This window comes from Cyanobium sp. A1C-AMD (assembly GCF_024346495.1).
GTDB lineage: Bacteria > Cyanobacteriota > Cyanobacteriia > PCC-6307 > Cyanobiaceae > Cyanobium_A > Cyanobium_A usitatum.
In genome coordinates this window covers 100,591-119,451 of the sequence record NZ_JAGQDB010000001.1, presented here as the reverse complement: position 1 = coordinate 119,451, position 18,861 = coordinate 100,591, and the positions used below count along the sequence as shown (strand labels likewise).

At 62.8% G+C, this 18,861-nt stretch carries 19 protein-coding genes; 7 read left to right on the top strand and 12 right to left on the bottom strand.

What is annotated here, in order from left to right:
• A partial coding sequence (gene tyrS / locus KBY74_RS00660) for a tyrosine--tRNA ligase (RefSeq protein ID WP_254941041.1) occupies positions 1-953 on the bottom strand: 953 nt, incomplete at its 3' end.
• 151 nt (positions 954-1,104) lie between these two features.
• The gene (locus KBY74_RS00655; RefSeq protein ID WP_106502272.1) at positions 1,105-1,428 is read right to left on the bottom strand and encodes a DUF1825 family protein; all 324 of its coding nucleotides are present in this window, start codon (positions 1,426-1,428) and stop codon (positions 1,105-1,107) included.
• Between the two features lie 142 nt (positions 1,429-1,570).
• Between KBY74_RS00655 and KBY74_RS00650 the strand changes: the two genes are divergently transcribed.
• The 5 genes from KBY74_RS00650 to KBY74_RS00630 are packed head-to-tail and all read left to right on the top strand — an operon-like array spanning position 1,571 to position 5,530.
• Positions 1,571-2,272, top strand: coding sequence for a response regulator transcription factor (locus tag KBY74_RS00650; protein WP_254941026.1), 702 nt, complete (start codon positions 1,571-1,573; stop codon positions 2,270-2,272).
• 46 nt (positions 2,273-2,318) lie between these two features.
• On the top strand, positions 2,319-3,071 hold the full coding sequence (locus KBY74_RS00645) for a hypothetical protein (RefSeq protein WP_254941025.1): 753 nt from the start codon (positions 2,319-2,321) through the stop codon (positions 3,069-3,071).
• A gap of 4 nt (positions 3,072-3,075) precedes the next feature.
• On the top strand, positions 3,076-3,675 hold the full coding sequence (locus KBY74_RS00640) for a GIY-YIG nuclease family protein (RefSeq protein WP_254941024.1): 600 nt from the start codon (positions 3,076-3,078) through the stop codon (positions 3,673-3,675).
• A 52-nt stretch (positions 3,676-3,727) separates the two neighbouring features.
• Positions 3,728-5,245: a leucyl aminopeptidase gene (locus tag KBY74_RS00635; protein WP_254941023.1), complete on the top strand. Its 1,518-nt coding sequence runs from the start codon at positions 3,728-3,730 to the stop codon at positions 5,243-5,245.
• Positions 5,246-5,275: 30 nt separating this feature from the next.
• On the top strand, positions 5,276-5,530 hold the full coding sequence (locus KBY74_RS00630; protein WP_254937474.1) for a hypothetical protein: 255 nt from the start codon (positions 5,276-5,278) through the stop codon (positions 5,528-5,530).
• A 3-nt stretch (positions 5,531-5,533) separates the two neighbouring features.
• On the opposite strand, the gene KBY74_RS00625 is transcribed toward KBY74_RS00630, so the two are convergent.
• The 9 genes from KBY74_RS00625 to KBY74_RS00585 all read right to left on the bottom strand — a co-directional run bounded on the left by KBY74_RS00625 (position 5,534) and on the right by KBY74_RS00585 (position 13,917).
• Positions 5,534-5,740, bottom strand: coding sequence for a hypothetical protein (locus KBY74_RS00625; RefSeq protein ID WP_254941022.1), 207 nt, complete (start codon positions 5,738-5,740; stop codon positions 5,534-5,536).
• Between the two features lie 174 nt (positions 5,741-5,914).
• On the bottom strand, positions 5,915-6,589 hold the full coding sequence (gene msrA / locus KBY74_RS00620; protein ID WP_254941021.1) for a peptide-methionine (S)-S-oxide reductase MsrA: 675 nt from the start codon (positions 6,587-6,589) through the stop codon (positions 5,915-5,917).
• Positions 6,586-7,779 carry a lipid-A-disaccharide synthase gene (lpxB, locus tag KBY74_RS00615; RefSeq protein WP_254941020.1) on the bottom strand — a complete coding sequence of 398 codons (1,194 nt, stop codon included), beginning with the start codon at positions 7,777-7,779 and terminating at the stop codon, positions 6,586-6,588. Before lpxB ends, msrA begins: the two co-directional genes overlap by 4 nt.
• Positions 7,779-8,585 carry an acyl-ACP--UDP-N-acetylglucosamine O-acyltransferase gene (lpxA, locus tag KBY74_RS00610; protein ID WP_254941019.1) on the bottom strand — a complete coding sequence of 269 codons (807 nt, stop codon included), beginning with the start codon at positions 8,583-8,585 and terminating at the stop codon, positions 7,779-7,781. Before lpxA ends, lpxB begins: the two co-directional genes overlap by 1 nt.
• Positions 8,585-9,034: a 3-hydroxyacyl-ACP dehydratase FabZ gene (gene fabZ, locus KBY74_RS00605; RefSeq protein WP_193486168.1), complete on the bottom strand. Its 450-nt coding sequence runs from the start codon at positions 9,032-9,034 to the stop codon at positions 8,585-8,587. The genes lpxA and fabZ overlap by 1 nt, the downstream gene beginning before the upstream one ends.
• Before the next feature lie 53 nt (positions 9,035-9,087).
• The gene (lpxC, locus tag KBY74_RS00600) at positions 9,088-9,960 is read right to left on the bottom strand and encodes a UDP-3-O-acyl-N-acetylglucosamine deacetylase (protein ID WP_254941018.1); all 873 of its coding nucleotides are present in this window, start codon (positions 9,958-9,960) and stop codon (positions 9,088-9,090) included.
• A complete protein-coding gene (locus tag KBY74_RS00595; RefSeq protein WP_254941017.1) occupies positions 9,960-12,089 on the bottom strand; it encodes a BamA/TamA family outer membrane protein in 2,130 nt (709 codons plus the stop codon). The genes lpxC and KBY74_RS00595 overlap by 1 nt, the downstream gene beginning before the upstream one ends.
• An 83-nt stretch (positions 12,090-12,172) precedes the next feature.
• A complete protein-coding gene (gene purC, locus KBY74_RS00590; RefSeq protein ID WP_254941016.1) occupies positions 12,173-12,928 on the bottom strand; it encodes a phosphoribosylaminoimidazolesuccinocarboxamide synthase in 756 nt (251 codons plus the stop codon).
• Positions 12,925-13,917, bottom strand: a complete 993-nt coding sequence (locus KBY74_RS00585) for a hypothetical protein (protein WP_254941015.1) — start codon at positions 13,915-13,917, stop codon at positions 12,925-12,927. The genes purC and KBY74_RS00585 overlap by 4 nt, the downstream gene beginning before the upstream one ends.
• An 84-nt stretch (positions 13,918-14,001) precedes the next feature.
• Here KBY74_RS00585 and purD point away from each other — a divergent pair, with 84 nt between their 5' ends.
• Both purD and nblS read left to right on the top strand, forming a co-directional pair.
• Positions 14,002-15,330 (top strand): phosphoribosylamine--glycine ligase, encoded by a 1,329-nt coding sequence (gene purD / locus KBY74_RS00580; RefSeq protein WP_254941014.1) that lies wholly within the window; start codon positions 14,002-14,004, stop codon positions 15,328-15,330.
• Positions 15,327-17,303: a two-component system sensor histidine kinase NblS gene (gene nblS, locus KBY74_RS00575; RefSeq protein WP_254941013.1), complete on the top strand. Its 1,977-nt coding sequence runs from the start codon at positions 15,327-15,329 to the stop codon at positions 17,301-17,303. Before purD ends, nblS begins: the two co-directional genes overlap by 4 nt.
• Here the strand turns inward: nblS and kaiC are convergent.
• Entirely contained in the window at positions 17,300-18,841 is a 1,542-nt protein-coding gene (gene kaiC, locus KBY74_RS00570) for a circadian clock protein KaiC (RefSeq protein WP_254941012.1), read from the bottom strand. The two genes, nblS and kaiC, sit on opposite strands and share 4 nt — an antisense overlap.
• Positions 18,842-18,861 lie beyond the last annotated feature (20 nt).

The window sequence follows — 18,861 nt, the reverse complement described above, 5'->3', positions numbered from 1 at the left end:
ACAAGCTTGGCTGCATCCACCTGGGCCGCCGCCGCCGCCGGCTCGCCATGGCGCGCCTGGGTGATCTCCAGAGCCATCAGTTTCTGACGCTCCCTTGGGTTCTGCGGCAGATCCGCCAAATCCAGATCAGTCAGCAGGGTTAGGTAGTCGTCGACCACCGCATCGGGAACCTTTTCAAGCTTCGAGTACATCGAAAGTGGGTCTTCGGCGAGGCCCACGGTGTTGCCCAGGCTTTTGCTCATCTTCTGCACGCCATCGAGGCCCGGCAGGATTGGCAGCAGCATGCCGAATTGGGGGCGCTGACCGAAGTGACGCTGCAGGTCGCGGCCCATGGCCACGTTGAACTTTTGATCAGTGCCGCCCAGCTCCAGATCCGCCTGCACCTGCACCGAGTCGTAGCCCTGCAGCAGCGGATAAAGAAACTCGTGCAGGGAGATGGGGGCGCCCGAGCCGTAGCGATTGGAAAAGTCCTCCTTGGCCAGCATCTGGCCCACGGTGCTGATGCCCAGCAGCTCAATCACCTGGGGCAGGTCAAGCCCGGTGAGCCACTCGCTGTTGCGGCGCACCTCCAGCCGGCCAGGAGTCTCGAAATCAAGCAGGGCGCGCTCGGGGTCCTGGCCCTGACCCAGCTGCTGCAGGTAGGTGGCGGCATTGGCCTCCACCGCAGCAGCGCTGAGTTGCACCCGGGTGGCGCTCTTACCGGTGGGATCGCCGATGCGGGCGGTGAAGTCGCCGATGATCAGCACGGCGATGTGGCCAGCATCCTGGAAGGCCCGCAACTTGCGGAATAGCAGCGAGTGCCCCAGGTGGATATCGGAGCCGGTGGGGTCGATGCCGAGCTTGATGCGCAAGGGCCGCCCGGCCCGCTCGGCCTCTTCCAGGCGAGCGGCTAGCTGCTGGTCTGGGTCGCTGCAGGCACCTGCACCGCTGCCGGCGGGGAACAGATCCGCCATTCCCCGCTCAAGCCAGGCCGGCAGAGGAGGCAGCCCGGTAGGTGGCTGCTCTGCTGGAGTGTGCTCTGCTCGCGGCTGGTCTTCTGGAGGGTGCGCTGTTGTCATTCGAACTGCGACCCGCCTTGCTCTGTGGCGAGATCGTAGGCAGCCGCTATGCCGTGGCCTCCAGCTCAGACTTCATGCGCTCCAGGGTCTGGTGCATCTGCTGGAACATCGTTTCGGGTGTCATGCCGAACTGGCCCAGCTGGGTGCGTAGCTGCTCCACAGTGAGCTTTGCCTGGAAGTCTTCAGAGAGCTCGAAACGCTTCATGAACACCCGGTAGCGCTCCATCATGTCCTCCATCTTTTCGATGTAGAGCTTCTTGCCCTCACGATCAAACTTGCCGTACTCACTACCCAGCTGCATCAGCTGCTGGTAATCGCCAAACAGCCGCTTGGCTTCGTCCTGAACGATTTCGGATTCAAAAAACGCCATAACCCTGGCAGCGCAGCGTTTGCAGATTCTGGTGAGGCCTGGCACCCCTGGGGAGTGCGGATAGGCGTATTGCCCCTGGCGGATCGAGCGGAGCTGGCCAGGATGGCGCCAATGCAGGCCCCCAGCCCAGCCTTCAGCGCCGATGGACTTCACGCCCAAGCTTGAGCAGATCCGCCGCAACACCAGCCAGATCAACAACCTGCTGCGGGATGCCCGCCTGGTGGCCTGCCTCGGCAACAGAGCCCTGCTCAGCTTATTTGTGGGCGGCCTGATCGGCCAGGAGCACCTGGTGGGTGCCGCCACCTGTGAGGCCGCCGGCCTGGAACTGGTGGAGCGGCACCGGCCCTCGATGGTGTTTCTCAGCGACACCCTGGAGCAGGGGTCGGGAATCTCCTTACTGCTGCAAATCAAGCAGCGCTGGCCCGGACTGCACACCTTGTTGCTGATCACCCAGGAGCACCGCCAGAGCGAGATCCAAGCAGCGATCGAGGCCGGCTGCGACGGCTTGCTGGTGGAGTCCCGCATTGGGCTGGGCAGTGCCATGGCCGCCCTGCATGCGATCAGCGGCGGCGGGGTCTACGTAGACCGCAGTCTGACGGAGCTGTTTCGCCGCGGACCCGGTGAGGGGGGCCCCCTAGAACCGCTGACTGGGCGCGAACTCCAGGTGCTCAGCCTGGTGGCCCAAGGCGACACCAACTTCGAGATCGGCGAGCGGCTGTTTATCAGCGCCGACACGGCCAAAACTCACCTGCGCTCCCTCTGCCGCAAACTCCAGGCCCGCGACCGCACCCACGCCGCCGTGCTCGGCCTGCGCTGGGGCTTAATCGATTGGCCTGCAGAGTGAGGCCCCCGCTAGGTTTAAAGCGTTTTTGATGCGGTGGCATTCCGCCATGGCCAAGCGGCACTGGTTGGATCCCCTGGCGCGTCAGCTGCTGAGGGCCACTGGCCAGATCCCACCAGCACAGATCCCACCAGATCAGATCCCTGCTGCACCTGCCGATTCAGCGGCGGAGCGGGAACGGGAGCGGGTCCAGAGGGAGCTGGTTGAGCAAGAGCTGGTGGAGCAGGAGCTGCTGGCCCTGAAGCTGCAACAAAACCCCGCCCTCAGGCTTGAAGATGCTGAGGCCGTGGGCAGGGCCGCTGCCCTGGGCTGGCGGCTTGATGTGAACCGCGCCACCGCGGCCGACTGGCTGCGGCTACCGGGCATCGCTGCCGATCAGGTGGACCTGCTGCTACGGCTGCAGGCGGGCGGCATCCAGCTCAGCGGCGCCGACGACCTGCAACGGGTGCTGGATCTCTCCGATGCACTGGTGCGCCGCTGGCTGCCTTTGCTGGAATTTCGCTGGTACGGCGAGCCAGCAGCGCCTTTGCAATCCGCGACCAGGGTGGATCTCAACCAGGCTTCCAGCCAGGAGCTAGCAGGGCTGGGGCTAGATCAGACCAGGCTCAGCCGACTGCTGCGGGAACGAAGTCGCAGCCCCTTTCGCGATCTGGCCGACCTGCAACAGCGACTGCAATTTCCCGCCGACCTAGTGGAAAGCTTGATTGGCAAGGTGAGCTTCAAGCAAGGCCCCGCCGGGCCAGCACTGCCCCCAGGGGGCAAGGGCACTACCCGCCCAGGCCAAACCAGCAAGGGGGCCTGAAGCGATGGCGCGTCAAGGAGAGTTGTTTACGGCCAGCCAGCTGGGGAGCGCTGGCCGCGCCGATACCCCTGATCTGCCCCTGCAAGCCTCGCAGCTGCTGGACTGGCAGACCCGCCTTGCCGCCCACCAGCAGCCCCTGTGGAGCAACCAAGCTGGTGGTGCCATGCAGGTCTCGCTGTTTGCCGGTAGCCCCGGAACGCCTGAAGAGATAGCCAAGACCTTCAACCCCCTGCAGCTCACCCCCCAGGCCCTTTCCTTCTGGCGCTGGCCCGCCGCACCCCAACAGGGTGCAGCCCTTTACCTGGTGACAGATCGGCCCGCCGGTCTTGGCCAGCCCCTGCTGCTCTACGTGGGTGAAACCGGGCAGGCAGACCGGCGCTGGAAAGGCGAACACGACTGCAAGGCCTACCTCGCCGCGTACAGCGAAGCCCTGCTGAAAGTCGGCCTGGGCTGCCAAACCAGCATCCGCTTTTGGTTAGATGTGCCCGCCGCCATCCGCCCGCGCCGCGCCTTAGAGCAGGCCCTGATTCAACGCTGGCTGCCGCCCTTCAACAAGGAAACCCGCAGCCGCTGGGCCACGCCGTTTCAAGCCGATCCTGCCTAAGTGAGTTGGGCTGGCCACGCTGGCTACGATCGCGCCCAACCTCGGCCGTTCCATGGACTTTCGCTGCATCCCCGACGTCCTACCTGCGGCCCTGGGAGATTTCGATGGTGACTGCCTGGCCGTAGGCCTGTTCGCCGCTGCCGAAGATCGCCCCGACCATCCCCAGCTTGAGCAGCTCAGCGCCGCCCTGGGTCAGTCGCTGACGAGTCGCCTGGAGCAGCGGCGCTTCAAAGCCAAGCCCGGGGAGTGTCTCAGCCTCGATCGCCTAGATGCCAGCCCCCAGACCCTGATCCTGGTGGGCCTGGGGGCTCCGGCCGACTTCAACCTCGCCGGCCTGCGCCGGGCCTGTGCCGCCGCCAGCCAAGCCGCTGCGGCCGCTGGAGCAAGCCATCTAGCCCTGGCCATGCCGATCGAGGCCTTGGCAGCAGGTGCTGCAGCCCAGGCCATGGCGGAGGCCAGCCGCCTGGCCCTGTTCAGCGACCAGCGCTTCAAGGGGGAGCCCGAGCCCCGGAGCCTGCCGGAGACGATCAGCCTGATCGGGGTGGCAGCAAGCACCGCTCCCGCCCTGGCGGCAGTGGCAGCCAGCTGCGCCGGCGTGGAGCTGGCCCGGGAGCTGGTGGCCGCTCCGCCCAACGTGGCCACGCCCCAGCACCTGGCCGACACCGCCGCTGCCCTCTCCCGCGACTTTGGCCTGGAGCTGAGGGTGCTGGAGCGCAGCGACTGCGAGGCCCTGGGTATGGGCTCCTACCTGGCGGTGGCCCAGGGCTCAGACCTGGCGCCCAAGTTCATCCACCTCACCTACCGCCCCGAGGGTGGGGCTAAGCGGCGCCTGGTGCTGGTGGGCAAGGGCCTCACCTTCGATTCCGGCGGCTACAACCTCAAGACCGCCGGCTCCCAGATCGAGATGATGAAGTACGACATGGGCGGCAGCGCGGCGGTGCTGGGAGCCATGCGTGCCATCGCCGAGCTCAAGCCCGCCGGCGTGGAAGTGCACATGATCGTGGCGGCCTGCGAAAACATGATTAGTGGCGGGGCCATCCACCCCGGCGCGATCGTCACCGCCTCCAACGGCAAAACGATCGAAATCAACAACACCGATGCCGAGGGGCGCCTCACCCTGGCCGATGCCCTGGTGTACGCGTGCAAGCTCGAACCAGATGCGGTGGTCGACCTGGCCACCCTCACCGGAGCCTGCGTGATCGCCCTGGGGGAGGAGATGGCGGGCCTCTGGTCCAACAACGACGGCCTGGCCGATGCCCTGCTGGGCGCCAGCGAAGCCAGCGGTGAACCTCTCTGGCGCATGCCCCTGAGGGCCTCCTACAAGGCCGGGCTCAAGAGCCAGTTTGCCGACCTCAAGAACACCGGCCCCCGGCCCGGGGGCTCGATCACCGCCGCCCTGTTTCTGCAGGACTTCGTCACCCCAAAGCTGGCCTGGGCCCACCTGGATATTGCCGGCACCGTCTGGAGTGACAAGGGCCGCGGCCAGGATCCCGCCGGCGCCACCGGCTTCGGCGTGCGCACGCTGGTGAATTGGGTGTGTTCGGGGGCACCTCTTGAAGCATCGACCTAAGTTTGGAGCCCTGACGCCTTTGAGCTCTCCATGGCCGTTCAGAAGATCCGCTGGTATGTGAAGGCCCAACTCGGCGTGCTGCTCCTGCCCGCCGGGCTCTGCCTATTTGGCGAGGCGGTGATCCGCAAAGGCATCCAGGTGCTTGCCGCCGCAGGCAAATTGGAAACCCTGACCAGCCCCGGCCCCTGGTTTTGGTACGGCACCTTTGGCCTGATCCTGATCAATGCCGGCGTGGGGCTGATGATCGAGAGCGGCCTACTGCGCGGCTATCCCGGACGCAGTTAGGACTCAAGCAGCCACGAATGCCGTACGAGCGGCTCCAGCACCCAGGCTGGCCATCAACTCCGCAGGCGATTCCAGGGCATGAATCTGCCAGCGGGCCCTCTCGCCGCAGAGGGGCAAGAGGCGATCAAGGTCGTCAGCAGCCTGCTTCGGACTTAGGTAGGGCCCAACATGGCGGGTATTCAAACCGTCTCGGATGGTCAGCAGATACATACAGGACTGCTCACGTAACTGACAAAATGTTAGGCAGTCCTAGCTTGCCCTGAAAGGGCGGAAAGCCGCTCCATAACAGCAATTAGGCGACCACCAGGAGCCCTGCTTCTTTAGCTTTTCCTCGGAATTGCCGCAATTCTCAGTTGCTCACGCTCCCTTGGGGGCGAGCGCTAGTCAGGACTTGCTGCCAGAAGCCCAGGCCGCCCCACTACGAGCGCGCTTGCCCCACACCGAATCAAGCCGCCGATCCCGGCCGCAAGCCCAGCGGTAGTAGTTGTATTTGACGCTGTTGAGCTCCGCGTAGTTCTGGTGATAGGCCTCCGCCGGCCAGAAGCGATTCAGCGGCTTGATCTGCACCTTCAGTGCTACGACCGGACGGCCCAGCTCGGCTGCTGCCGAGCGCAGGCTTGCCTGGGCCTGGTTTTGTTGATCGGAGCCACTAGTGAAAATCACCGGGCGATAGGAGCTGCCGCGATCGCAAAACTGGCCGCCACCATCTAAGGGATCAATGTTGCGCCAGTAGGAGCGCAGCAGGCTTGCGTAGCTGATCCGAGCGGGATCAAACCGCACCCGCACCACCTCCTGGTGGCCGCTGCCCCCAGCCGATACCTGGCCGTAGGTGGGGTTAGCTCCGGCGCCACCGCTGTAACCACTCTGAGCGTCCAAAACCCCTGGGAGCTTTTCAAGGTCGTGTTCCAAACACCAGAAGCAACCGCCCGCAAGCACCGCTTCCTGAGGCGCATTGGCAGCCATGGCAGGGGCTGGGGCCAGGGCTACGCAAAGCAGGAACAGCAGGCTCAGCAGCCAGGCCAGGGGGCGGGCCCCAAGAGAGGGGGGGCGGGTATTCATCGAGCTTCCAGTACCTGGTCAAAGATGGCGGATGCTGCCCGCTGGGTGACGCCCGGCTCCCCAAGTTCCAATCGCAGCCGCCGGTATCCATCCAGCATGATTTGGCGTGCCCCAGAGCTGACATCAAGCTCAAGCAGGGGTAAGGCCTCGCGCACGATTGCCGCAGCCGTGAGGTCCTCCTGCAGCAGCTCCGGCACCAGCCGCTCTCCTAGCACCAGATTTACTGGGGAAATGTGGGGCACGCTGAACCGCAGGATGTGCCGGGCCACAAAGGCTGTCGCCCTACTGACCCGATACACCACCACCTGGGGCACACCCCGCAGGGCCAGCTCCAGATTCACCGTGCCCGATTTGGCCAGGGCCAAATCGGCAGCAGCGCAGAGGCAGGCCTTGAGCTGGTCTGAATCAGCGGCAGCAATGATCTCCGCCCGCACCCCTGCCTGACCTAGTTGCCGCGCCAGATGGGCCTCGAAACCTGGCAATCCCGCCGGCACCACCACCTGCAACTCGGGCAGCTGGCGCTGCAGCTCAGCAGCCGCCGCCACGATGTGGGGCAGCATGTAACGGATCTCCTGGCGCCGCGATGCCGGCATCAGCAGCAGCACTGGCGCATCACCGCGCAGCCCAAGCTGACGGCGGGCCTCCTGCTGGCTTGGCACTTCACCGATGGTGTCCAGCAGAGGATGGCCCACATAGGTGACATTGGCGCCACGACAGCGATAGAAGCGGGCCTCCTCCTGAAAAATCGCCAGGATCTGATTTGTGAAGCTGATCAGATTGGAGCGGCCGCCGTTGCCGAATTTGAATGCCCACTCTTGCGGGGCTATGTAGTAGGTGACGGGCACCTTGGGAAATCTGCGTTTGAGCCGCAGCCCCAAGCTCACATTGGGGCCCATGTAGTCGATCAGCACCACGCCATCGGGAGGGTCGCGGCGAAACCAATGCTTCAAGCGCCGCTGCAACCTCAGGGTCGGCAACACAAAGGGAATCGCCTCCAGCAAGCCGATGGCCCCCATCCGGGTGGTGTTAGCAAGCAGTGCCGCACCGGCGCGCTCCATGCGCTCACCTCCAAGGGCCACGATCTCGAGATCGAGCTGGCGTCGCCGGGCCTCGTCGTGCAAGGCCTTTACCAACAGCGATCCCTGCAAATCCCCAGACACCTCACCGGTGCTCACCAGCAACCGCAGCATCAGCGCGTCCCCGGGATAGGCCCGCGGCGGGAGGGGCCGATGGAGGCCTCTAGGAAACTGCACAGCTGGTCTGCAGCACCTCCAAGGGGCTCGGAGCGCAACTGGCGTAGGGCTTCAGCCAGGGTGATGCCACTGCGATAAAGCAGGGTCCAGGCCTGTTTGAGCTGCTCGAATTGTTGGCCGCCGTCCTGATCGAATAGGCCGCTGCGCCGCAGACCGATCTTGTTGAGGGCCCTGACACGGGAGGGATGGCCCTCCACCAAGGTGAACGGCGGTACATCTCGCTCGATACGGCTCATACCCCCCACCATGGCCAGGGTTCCTATATGCACGAACTGATGAATACCAAGTACACCGCCGATCACAGCCCGATCGCCGATAACCACGTGGCCGGCCACCGCCACCCCATTGGCGATCACGATCCGGTCGCCTAAGTCGCAGTTGTGGCCCAGGTGGCAATAGGCCATCAGCAAATTGCCGTTACCAAGCCGCGTTTGCTGGTGGCCAGTGGTGGCCCGGTTGATAGTGACGCACTCCCTGATGGTGTTCTCGTCGCCAAGCACCACCTCGGTGGGATCCCCCGTGTATTTCAGATCCTGGGGTTCGAGGCCGATGCAGGCCCCGGGAAATATGCGGTTATCACGGCCCATGCGCACCCGACCATCGAGAACCACATGGGGTCCGATGCGGCAGCCGGCACCAAGCTCCACCTGGGGGCCGATCACGGCGTAGGGCCCAACTTCAACACCGTCAGCCAGCTGAGCTTTGGGATCGACAACAGCCGTGGGATGGATGGTCGTTGCCATCAGTCCACCAGCGAGAACATCAGTTCCCCGGAGCAAACCAGCAGACCATCCACGCTGGCTTCTGCCTTGACCTTGCCGAAACGGCGGCGCTTGAGGCTCAGCAACTCACAGGTGATTACCAGCTGGTCGCCAGGGACCACCGGACGACGAAACCGCACCCCATCGATGCCAGCAAACACAAATAAGCCCTTGGGCAGATCGGGCATCTGGGTAACGATCAACCCGCCCACCTGGGCCATGGCCTCAACGATCAACACTCCCGGCATCAGGGGGCGACCGGGGAAATGGCCCTGAAACTGAGGTTCATTGAGGGTGACGTTCTTGATCGCCACAGCGCGTTTACCCGGCTCATGCTCAATCACCCGATCCACCAGGGCGAAGGGATAGCGGTGGGGCAGCAGTCCCTGAATCTGCTCGCTGGTGAGGATCACCGCAGCTGTGGGATCCAAGGACGCTGGCACGGCGGGATCAGAAAGCGGTGGGCTGGCGTCAGACAAGGGCATCAACTGGCGAAAGAACTGGAGGTAGAAGATCTGGCCAGGCCGGCCAAGGCCGCAGCCAAAGAGGTGTGGAGCCCGTGGGAGCCGCGGTAGGCGAAAACCTGGGCTCGAGGCAATCCGATCAGCGCCAAGTCTCCCAACAAGTCCAGGATTTTATGGCGCACCGGTTCCTCCACAAACCGCAGCGGCGGATTTACCCAGCTGTCGCCGTCACAGACAAGGGCGTTCTCAAGGCAGCCGCCCCGGATCAGGCCAGCTGCCAGCAGCTGGTCCACCTGAGAGCGCAATCCAAAGGTTCGTGCCGGGGCGATCTGCTCAACAAAAGTGCTCGGTGACAAATCAAGTGAAAACAGCTGGCGGCCTATGGCCGCATCGGCGAATTCAATTGCCGCACCTACCCGCAAGCCGGAGTGGGGCAGGGCCGTGGCAAAACTGACGCCACTTCTAACAGTGAGCGGCAACTCAAGCTCCAGAGGCGCCGATGCATAGGGCAGAGCTTCCAGCCCCGCCTCGTCTAGCGCCTCTACCCAGGGCAGGGCCGATCCATCCAGTAAAGGGATCTCCTCACCGCTCACAAGAATTTCAGCTTGGGTAACACCGGTGCCAGCCAGGGCAGCCAGCAGATGCTCAACCGTGGCTAGACGGCGTTGGTCTAGCCGCAAAGCCGTACAAAGCTGAGTTTCGCTTACGTAATCCGGCGCCAAACGAATCAAGGGGAGCTCCGGTGCGTCCAGCCATCCCACCCAGTAGCCCGGGCGCCGTGATGGCTGTAAGCGCACTTGGGCCTGTTGGCCGCTGTGCAAGCCCACACCCTCCCGTTGCACCGACTGGCTCAGAGTCCAGGCACCGGAATAGTCACTTGGCCATTGCGCCACTAGAACTTCCAGCCCACACCCAAGTTGAAGCGCCAATCACTGGAGAAATCCTGGGTGGCAACTTCAAGGCGTAGGGGCCCAACCGGCGTCGTCACGATCAAACCAACTCCGGGCGAATAACCCTCACCTTTCTTACCTAGCAGGCCACCAGGGTTACCAGGGATGTCTGCCTGGGTCCCGAAAGTGGTGCCAGCATCAAAAAAGATTTCACCACTAATGATGCTGAAAATGGGGAAGCGATATTCAATCGTGGCTTCAGCAAAACTTTTGCCAACTCCCAAATCGCAATCGTAATAACCGCGTACGGAATTGCCACCACCCAGGCAGAAAGCCTCATAGGGCGGAATATCACTGCCCACCAACGATCCAGCCGAAACCTGGAAAGCCAGTGCCTGCTTGCAGTCTTTGGTCTCACCGGGCTTAGGCCGGCAGCCCTTGAAGATCTTCAACCACTCCACAGGTATGTAGTGGGTGAAACTGCCGCGAACGCGGTTGAAGGTAGGTGAATTCTCGCCTACGGAAACAAATTGCTCTGTGCCGATACTCAGAAAATTACCCTTAGTGGGATTGCGTGGGTCATTAAGAGTGCTGTATGTAGCCCCGACCCGAAAACTCACCAACTGGTTTTCAGAAGCACAATTAAAGGCTAGGCAAATGACCTGGTTACTCGGAACCGTATCAGGGGACGTGGTTGCACCAACCACCCCATAGGAGTATTTGCTACCCGAAAAATCCATCGGCGTAACTTCTTGCCCGCCAAACGAGAGAATCAGGTTCCAGGGAGCTTTCTTGTAAGGATTGCCACCATTTAGGGGTCGGACAAACTGAACATTGGCCCCGATACGCTGAATCGCGACAGTGTCAAAATTCGTGGTTACAGTTTCGGTGCCATTATTGTTAACGGTTCGACTTGTGACTACGTCAAAGTCGGCTCCATCAAAATTCTGCAACTCATAAGTGAAGGAATTATTCTCGTTCTGAAACAGTTGGGGAACTTCCCGACTGAAGAAGAAGCGAGCCCGGAAGGAAGTTCGGTATTTGTTGTCCTTGATCCAAGGATCTGTGAAGGTGATATCGCCAAGGCCGCCGTACTGGCCGTAGGAGATGTTTGTGCCGAGGTCCCAAGCGCGGCCAAACAGGTTGCTGTCCTGCAACTGGATCTGACCAAACACGCCCTGGCTCTGGCTGTAACCCAGGCCGCCTGACAAAGAACCGCTGGACTGCTCAACAATGCCAAGCACAATCACGACGTTGCCAGGCTCGGCCGGCACCGGCTTGAGAGTCACTTTCACATCACTGAAAAGGCCCGTGCCGTAGATGCGCTTGATGTCCTCCTCCAGCTGGCGCCGGTTGAACACCTGTCCAGGGCGCAGGGACACCTCGCGGGTCACTACCCAGGGCTTGGTCTTGCCCCGAATTGGCTCGCCTTTGTCGTTGGTAGCGGAGCCTTCCTTGTTGAGGAACTGCACCTCAACCCCCTCAACGGTGCCCTGGCGCACCAGCAGCTCCACGACCCCCTCCTGACTCACCCGACTAGGACCAGTGATCCGCGCCAGGGAGTAGCCCTGATCTGCGTACCAGCGCTGCAACTCCTGCATGCGGGTCTGCAGGGTGTTGAGATTGAGAGTTTTGCCGTAGTCAGCGGCGAAGGTGTCCTTAACCACCTGCTCCGGCAACTTCAGGTCGGCTGAATCGAGCTTGACCTGCTGCAGCACCGGGTTGGCCACCACCACCACCACCAGTCGCACACCCAGCGGACCATCTACGGGCTGGATCCGCACATCGGAAAACCAGCCGCTGGCGTAGATCGCTGAAAGGTCGGTCTGGAGCTCGTTGCGGGTCACCCGCGAACCTGGGGTGGCCGCCATCGCGGCATAGGCAGCTAGCTCAAGCCGTTCCCGTTCAGGGTGGTCTTGAAGGCCTTCGATCGCCACCTCCGCGATCAAAACCTTGGGTTCAGCTTTGGCAGCAGGCTCGGCTACCGGAGCGGCCTGAGTTGGAAATGGAGTCTGGGGGATCGGCTGCGCGGGCGCAGGCTCCTGGCTGGCCGGCTCCGCCAATGGGTTGTCTACCTGCTGCGATGCAGGCTGGGCCAGGGCCGGGCTCGCCGAGAGGAGGGCGGCGCCCATCAGGGGCCAAACAGCCTTCAAACTCAGCAAACCAGCCATGGGGAAGGGATAGCGGAGCGGACAGGCCGCAAATTGCGCTGACCTTACCGGTAGACCCTGGGTGGAGGACAGGCCCCTTGGACCCGTTTGAGGACCTCCCCGTAGGCCTCGACAACGCCGCCTAAATCCTGTCGGAATCGATCCTTGTCCAAAATCCGGTCTTGAGAATCGAGTACCGCCCTATCCCAAAGACGGCATGTATCAGGGCTGATCTCGTCAGCAACCACCAATTCACCACTGGCCGTATGTCCCAATTCGATCTTGAAATCGACCAGTTGCAAGCCGACTGAATCAAACAGGGCCAGCAATTCCCGGTTCACCTGACGGGCCAGCTCTTCCAACTGGCGGCGCTGCTCGGGGGTAACCAAGCCCAAATGCTCAAGGCGGGCTTCGGTGAGCAGGGGATCTCCGAAACCATCGTCTTTGTAATAGAGATCAAGCAAGGGTGGCTCCAGCGGTGTGCCTGGCGCGATGGGCATCTGCTTGCAAAGCGAGCCCGCAGCCACGTTGCGGATCACCACTTCAATCGGGATCACCCGCACTGGACGGGCCAGCATCCAGCGGCTGCCTTCCACCCCGAGGTAGTGGGTGGGGATGCCTCGTGCAGCGAGATGCTCAAAAAGCAAAGCCGAAATTCGGCAGTTCAACTCTCCCTTCCCAGCCAGTTGGGCCTTTTTGAGGGCATTGAACGCGGTGGCATCGTCTTTGTATTCGACCGCTACCAAGTCGGGCTGATCTGTGGCGAATACCCGTTTGGCCTTGCCTTCGTAAAGCAGGGAACCAAGGTTGTAGGCCGTCATGGCTGGGGATCGGGGGACTGCGCTGCGGCGGCATGGCCACCAGGGGCGCGGGGGGAGCGAAGTTGACGCTCCAGATCACCCTGCCGGGACAGGGCAGCTGGATCCCGCCGCTGCAACATCCACTCACCGTAGGCATCGTCGATACGGGAACTAAGGCGCAGGCGCCGCTCCGTTGCCCGGGCGACCTGCTCCGGCGTACTATCGGCCAGGGCCAGCTGCTGATCGAGGATCTCAGCTACCAGCCTCCAGCTGCCTGAGGACGCCGCCTGCTCGAGGGCAAGCTCCAAGAGCCGTTCCTGCTCAAGAGCTGGGAGTGCTCCGGAAAGCGCCACCGCCTTAGCCAGCCGGGCCGCCGTCGCCGCACCGGGTTGGGCGCTGCTGACCAACACCTCAGCGGCCCGTTGCCGTTGACCCAGGCTTTCCAGATGGCCCGCCAAAAGATCCAGGGCTGGGCGATTGATCGGGGTGCCGTCCTGACGCTGGCCCACCGGCAACTCCAGCAACGCCAGCTGCCCAAGGTTTCCAGCCGCAAGCCGCTCGAGGGCATCGGCCGCCAGCTGGTGGTGCAGTCCCGCCTGGGCAACGCGCCACTGCAGCACCAGCCACTGGGTCCGCTCAGCGCCCGGTGCCGGCCCCACCCGCGCCAGCACCTGCAGGGCCCCGTCAGGGGCCTGGCAGCTCAACAGGCTGTGGGCATTAGCCAGCACCACCGCAAGAGGCTGGGGCGCTGGGTGGATAGTGAGCAGCCGCTGTTGCAGCTGGCGCAACAGCGGCCCATCGCTGCGCCGCACGGCACTGACGCAGGCGGCGTCGAGGGCATTGAGATCTCCATCGCGCAGCAGGGCAATCAGGGCTGGATCCGCGCTGGCGGCCCTGGTCTTGGCTTGTGCTTCTGCGGCAGGCGCGGCGGCCACAAGGCCCACCAGCGCAGCCCCAAAAATTAGGAACAGCCGGGCCCGGGGCGAGAATGGCGCTGGTATTGCCGGCATGTCTAGAAACAGGGCTTGGCAGCCCCCCGCAGCACGTTTCAACCTAGAAGAGCTTTCGCTCACACCCCACCTCGCGTCCGGCCCATGCCCCCTGCCTCCTGTCCAACACCCGCGCGGATCCTGGTGATCGGCGCGGGTGGCCGCGAGAACGCGCTGGGCTGGGCCCTGGCCCGCTCGCCAGGGGTTGAGGCTGTCTGGATTACCCCTGGCAATGGGGGCAGCTGCGACCTACCGGGCTGCCAGCAACTGGCCATCGCCGAATCCGACCACGACGCGCTAAAGGCCGCCTGCCGCGACCTAGCAATTGAACTGGTGGTGATAGGTCCAGAAGCCCCCCTGGCGGCTGGCCTGGCCGACAGCTTGCGCGCCGCGGGATTCCCCTGCTTCGGCCCGGGGGCCGATGGGGCGCAGCTGGAGGCAAGTAAGCAGTGGGCTAAGGCGCTGATGCAGGAGGCCGGCATCCCCACCGCCGGCTACTGGGCTGCAAACAGCCGCGAGCAAGCTCTGCAAATTTTGACAGCCCAGGGGCGCCCCCTGGTGGTGAAGGCCGATGGCCTGGCCGCCGGCAAAGGCGTCACGGTGGCCGAAAGCGTTGAGGAAGCACGCGCCGCCATCGAGGAAATTTTTGCCGGCCGCTTCAGCGCAGGGCCCAAGGATGCCGGCGCCGAATTGACAAGCGTCTCTCTGGTGCTGGAGGAGCGCACCGTTGGTCCCGAAGTGTCCGTATTCGCCCTCTGCGATGGCCAGCGCATGGTGCTGCTGCCCACTGCCCAGGATCACAAGCGCATCGGCGAGGGCGACACCGGCGCCAACACCGGCGGCATGGGCGCCTACGCCCCGGCTCCCCTATTGGATGCGCCCGGCCTAGAAGAGGTGCGCCAGCGGGTGCTTGAGCCCACCGTGGCTGCCCTGAGAGCTCGAGGCATCGACTACCGCGGCGTTATCTACGCCGGCTTGATGCTCACCGCAGCCGGACCGAGCGTGATCGAATTCAATTGCCGCTTCGGCGATCCGGAGTGCGAAACCCTGATGCCCTTGCTGGGGCCGGAGCTAGCCCAAATTCTGTTGGCCTGCGCCAACGGCAACCTCGACCAAGCCCCAGCCCTCGCCATTTATCCCGGCTGCAGTGCCTGCGTTATCGCCGCTGCGGAGGGCTACCCAGGTGATCTGCGCCGCGGCGACCCCATCGCAAGCACCCTGCAGCCCACCGACCAGTTGCAGCTGTTCCATGCCGGCACCCGCCGTGATGACCACGGCCGCTGCCTAACCAGCGGCGGCCGGGTGCTGGCGGTGGTAGCCCAAGCCGACGACTTTGATACCGCCTTCGAGCGGGCCTACGCCGGGCTAGCCCAAGTGCACTTTGAGGGCATGGCCTTCCGCCGCGACATCGGCCATCAGGTGCGCAGCCGATGAGCTGGCGCCAGGCCATGGGCCGCTGGTGGGCGGAATTCAGCCTGCAGACCAAGCTGCTGGCTGTGGCCACCCTGGTGGTGAGCCTGCTGATGACGGGCATCACCTTTTTGGCCCTCAACGGCATCCAGAGAGATGCCCAGCTGAGCGATACCCGCTACGCCCGAGACCTAGGCCTGCTGCTCTCGGCCAACATCACGCCCCTGGTGGCTGAGGGCAACGACCGGGAGCTGGCGGCAGTAGCGGATCGTTTCTGGCGCTCCAGCCGCAGTCTTCGCTACATCTTTTTCGCCGATCCAGAAGGGGTGATCTACCTAGGCATTCCGATCGGTGCCAGCTCTGGCAGCAGCGAGCTGCTGCTCAGCCGCCGACTCGAATTGCCCGCAGACCTACAGAAACGGCCTGACACGCCCCTGATCCGCCAGCACCTAAGCCCAGGCGGCCAGGTGACCGATGTGTTTGTGCCGATGGTGAGTGACGGCCGCTATCTCGGCGTGCTGGCCCTGGGTATCAATCCAAACGAAACCCTGCTCACCAGTGCCGCCCTCACCCGGGAGGTGACAGTGGCTGTGTTCATCTCAATCTGGGTGCTGGTGATTTTGGGGGCAGTTTTCAATGCCCTCACCATCACGCGCCCTGTGAAAGAGCTGCTGCAGGGGGTGCGCTCGATCGCTGGCGGCAACTTCGAAACACGGCTGGCCCTGCCGGTGGGCGGGGAATTAGGGGAGCTGCTCGACGGCTTCAACACCATGGCCTCCCAGCTGGAGGACTACAAGGCTGCAAACATCGAGGAGCTCACCGCCGCCCAGGTGAAGCAGCAGTCCCTGATCGCCAAGATGGCCGATGGGGCGGTGCTGCTGGATGCCGAGGGCGCAATTGTGCTGGCCAACCCCACCTCCCGTCGGCTGTTCCGCTGGGAGGGCCGCAACCTCGAGGGCAACGACCTCATTGCCGAGCTGCCGGAAAGGCTGGCGATGGAGGTGCAGCCAGCCCTCGACAGCGTGACCTGCCGCGACCGAGACAGCGCCGATGTGCGTTGCAGTTTTGGCGAACCGATCCGCACCCTGCGCATCGTTTTGCAGTCGGTGAGTGATGCCAGCGGCGAAAGCCTCAAGGGCATCGCCATGACCATCCAAGACCTAACCCGCGAGGTGGAGCTCAATGCCGCCCAGAGCCGCTTCATCAGCAATGTCTCCCACGAGCTGCGCACTCCGCTGTGCAACATCAAGAGCTACGTGGAAACCCTCCACGACCTAGGCGACCAGCTCAGCGAAGAGGAAAAGCGCGAATTTCTGGGGATCGCCAACGCCGAAGCCGACCGGCTCACCAGACTTGTCAACGACGTACTCGACCTATCCCGGCTGGAGTCGGAGCGGGAGTGGAACCTAGAACCGCTGGAGCTGGCCCCAGCCATCGAGCAGATCCTGCGCACCTACCGCCTCAATGCCGATGAAAAGGGCGTCTCCCTGGCCTTTGAAGCCGATCCCCAGCTGCCGCGCATCCTGGGCAACTGGGACCTGCTGCTGCAGGTGTTCGACAATCTGGTGGGCAATGCCCTCAAATTCACCCCCAAGGGTGGGCGGCTGCAATTACGGGCCTACCCCTGGCCCGATCTCTGCGTGCTAACTCCGGGCAACGAACCCAGCAGGGACAGCCCCAGCTGCGATCTCACCTCACCCCTACCCCGGATTCGAATCGAAATCGCCGACAGCGGCTGCGGCATCTCGGATGCAGACCAGGAGTGCATTTTTGATCGCTTCTATCGAGTTGAAAACGCGGTGCACACCGAAGCTGGGACGGGCCTAGGCCTATCGATTGTGCGTGGCAACCTCGAAAAACACGGCACCCAGGTGCGCATGGCCAGCGCCCTAGGGGTGGGCAGCACCTTCTGGTTTGACCTACCCCTAGAGAATTCCGACACGGACGAACTGCGGTTACTGGCCGAGCGCCGCCGCTACGACCAGGCCGAGATTTAAATCTCGTCGGCGGCGACGCTGCGGGCGATACGGGAGAGCTCGCTGCGCTCGTCGGTGGTGATCCGGTGGGGCACCCCGGAGATGATGCGCTCGAAGTTGGAAAAGGAATCCTTGATCTCAGGGCCATTGCTGGTGATCACGAATTCACGGATGCCCTTGTCGTGCCAGGAACCGCGCATTTTGAACACATTCAAGGCACGGGCCATCTCACCGCGGATCTCCACGTATTGGAGCAGCAGGATCGTGTCGGTGATTGTGGAGATATGGGAGTCGGTGATCGAATGGCTACCCATGAACTCCTCGGAGGTGTTCGTAAAGAAGCCAGCAATCTCCTCCTGCTTGGCATAACCAGTAACGCCAATCACAAACTGCCGAAAGGCGTTGTGGCTCACGCCCCTGGCTAGGGCACTTAGGGAATCGATCGCCATCCGCGATGGCTTGAACTGGCCTATTTCGGTTTTGATGATTTGGAGGTGATCTTCCAAACCCGTGGACTCGGGATAGGCGCAAATGATCTTGAGCAGGCCGTCCTGCTCCATCTGCTCAAAATCGATACCCCAACTGGTGGCATTGCGAAGCAGCTGGGCACGGGACTCCTCGTAAGCGAACAGAATTGCTCTCTCCTTAGAGCGACAAGCATCCTCGACAAATTTGGATACCAGCAGGGTTTTACCCGTACCCGTGGCACCGGTGGCCAAGATGATCGAATCCTTGAAGAAGCCTCCGCCGCACATCTCGTCGAGCCTGGGAACGCCGGAGCTGAGCCGCACATTTGAGGATCGCTGGGTGAGGCGCATGGCTCCCAGCGGGAAAACGCTGATGCCGTGGCTACCCATCGTGAAAGGGAACTCGCCCTTCATGTGGGTGGTGCCGCGCAGCTTGAGAATCTCCGCGGTGCGCCGCCGCCGCTCCCCCTCCAGCACGTTGCGGAGAATCACAACGTTGTCGGAAACAAATTCTTCAACCCCGTAGCGAGCAATCGGACCGTATTCATCGATCCTTTCGGTGGTCATCAGCGTGGTGACACCAATTTCCTTCAACCTGGCAATAAGGCGGAATATCTCCCGACGCACCACAGAAACCGCGTCGTATTGCTGAAATACAGCCGTAATCGAATCAATAGCCACCCGACGGGCTTTGTACTTACGAATTGCATAATTAATCCGCTCAATCAAACCGGACAGATCAAAACTCCCCGCCACATCCTGGCCTTCCGGATCCGGCGAGGCGTCAAGAATAAAGAGCTTGTCTTGCTCCACCATCTCTTGCAGATCCCAACCAAAACTTGCCGCATTACGCAGAATATCTAGGGGCGACTCTTCAAAGGTTACGAAGATTCCCGGTTCGTTGTACTGACGAATGCCGTTGTATAGGAAGTTAAGAGAAAACACCGTCTTACCGGTGCCTGAGGTGCCGCTGATCAGGGTGGAGCGGCCGATGGGCAAACCGCCATGGCACACGTCGTCGAAGCCCTCGATCCCAGTCGGGAGCTTCTGTACCTGCATCAGAGGGTTGCTAGTGGGGCTTGGTTCCTGCATCGAGGGAAGAGTTCTGAAGA

Coding starts and splice junctions, on each gene's coding strand:
- KBY74_RS00655 (WP_106502272.1), bottom strand. CDS start 1,428: ATGGCGTTTTTTGAATCCGAAATCGTTCAGGACGAAGCCAAGCGGCTG.
- KBY74_RS00650 (WP_254941026.1), top strand. CDS start 1,571: ATGGACTTCACGCCCAAGCTTGAGCAGATCCGCCGCAACACCAGCCAG.
- KBY74_RS00645 (WP_254941025.1), top strand. CDS start 2,319: ATGGCCAAGCGGCACTGGTTGGATCCCCTGGCGCGTCAGCTGCTGAGG.
- KBY74_RS00640 (WP_254941024.1), top strand. CDS start 3,076: ATGGCGCGTCAAGGAGAGTTGTTTACGGCCAGCCAGCTGGGGAGCGCT.
- KBY74_RS00635 (WP_254941023.1), top strand. CDS start 3,728: ATGGACTTTCGCTGCATCCCCGACGTCCTACCTGCGGCCCTGGGAGAT.
- KBY74_RS00630 (WP_254937474.1), top strand. CDS start 5,276: ATGGCCGTTCAGAAGATCCGCTGGTATGTGAAGGCCCAACTCGGCGTG.
- KBY74_RS00625 (WP_254941022.1), bottom strand. CDS start 5,740: ATGTATCTGCTGACCATCCGAGACGGTTTGAATACCCGCCATGTTGGG.
- msrA (WP_254941021.1), bottom strand. CDS start 6,589: ATGAATACCCGCCCCCCCTCTCTTGGGGCCCGCCCCCTGGCCTGGCTG.
- lpxB (WP_254941020.1), bottom strand. CDS start 7,779: ATGCTGCGGTTGCTGGTGAGCACCGGTGAGGTGTCTGGGGATTTGCAG.
- lpxA (WP_254941019.1), bottom strand. CDS start 8,585: ATGGCAACGACCATCCATCCCACGGCTGTTGTCGATCCCAAAGCTCAG.
- KBY74_RS00595 (WP_254941017.1), bottom strand. CDS start 12,089: ATGGGCGCCGCCCTCCTCTCGGCGAGCCCGGCCCTGGCCCAGCCTGCA.
- purC (WP_254941016.1), bottom strand. CDS start 12,928: ATGACGGCCTACAACCTTGGTTCCCTGCTTTACGAAGGCAAGGCCAAA.
- KBY74_RS00585 (WP_254941015.1), bottom strand. CDS start 13,917: ATGCCGGCAATACCAGCGCCATTCTCGCCCCGGGCCCGGCTGTTCCTA.
- purD (WP_254941014.1), top strand. CDS start 14,002: ATGCCCCCTGCCTCCTGTCCAACACCCGCGCGGATCCTGGTGATCGGC.
- nblS (WP_254941013.1), top strand. CDS start 15,327: ATGAGCTGGCGCCAGGCCATGGGCCGCTGGTGGGCGGAATTCAGCCTG.
- kaiC (WP_254941012.1), bottom strand. CDS start 18,841: ATGCAGGAACCAAGCCCCACTAGCAACCCTCTGATGCAGGTACAGAAG.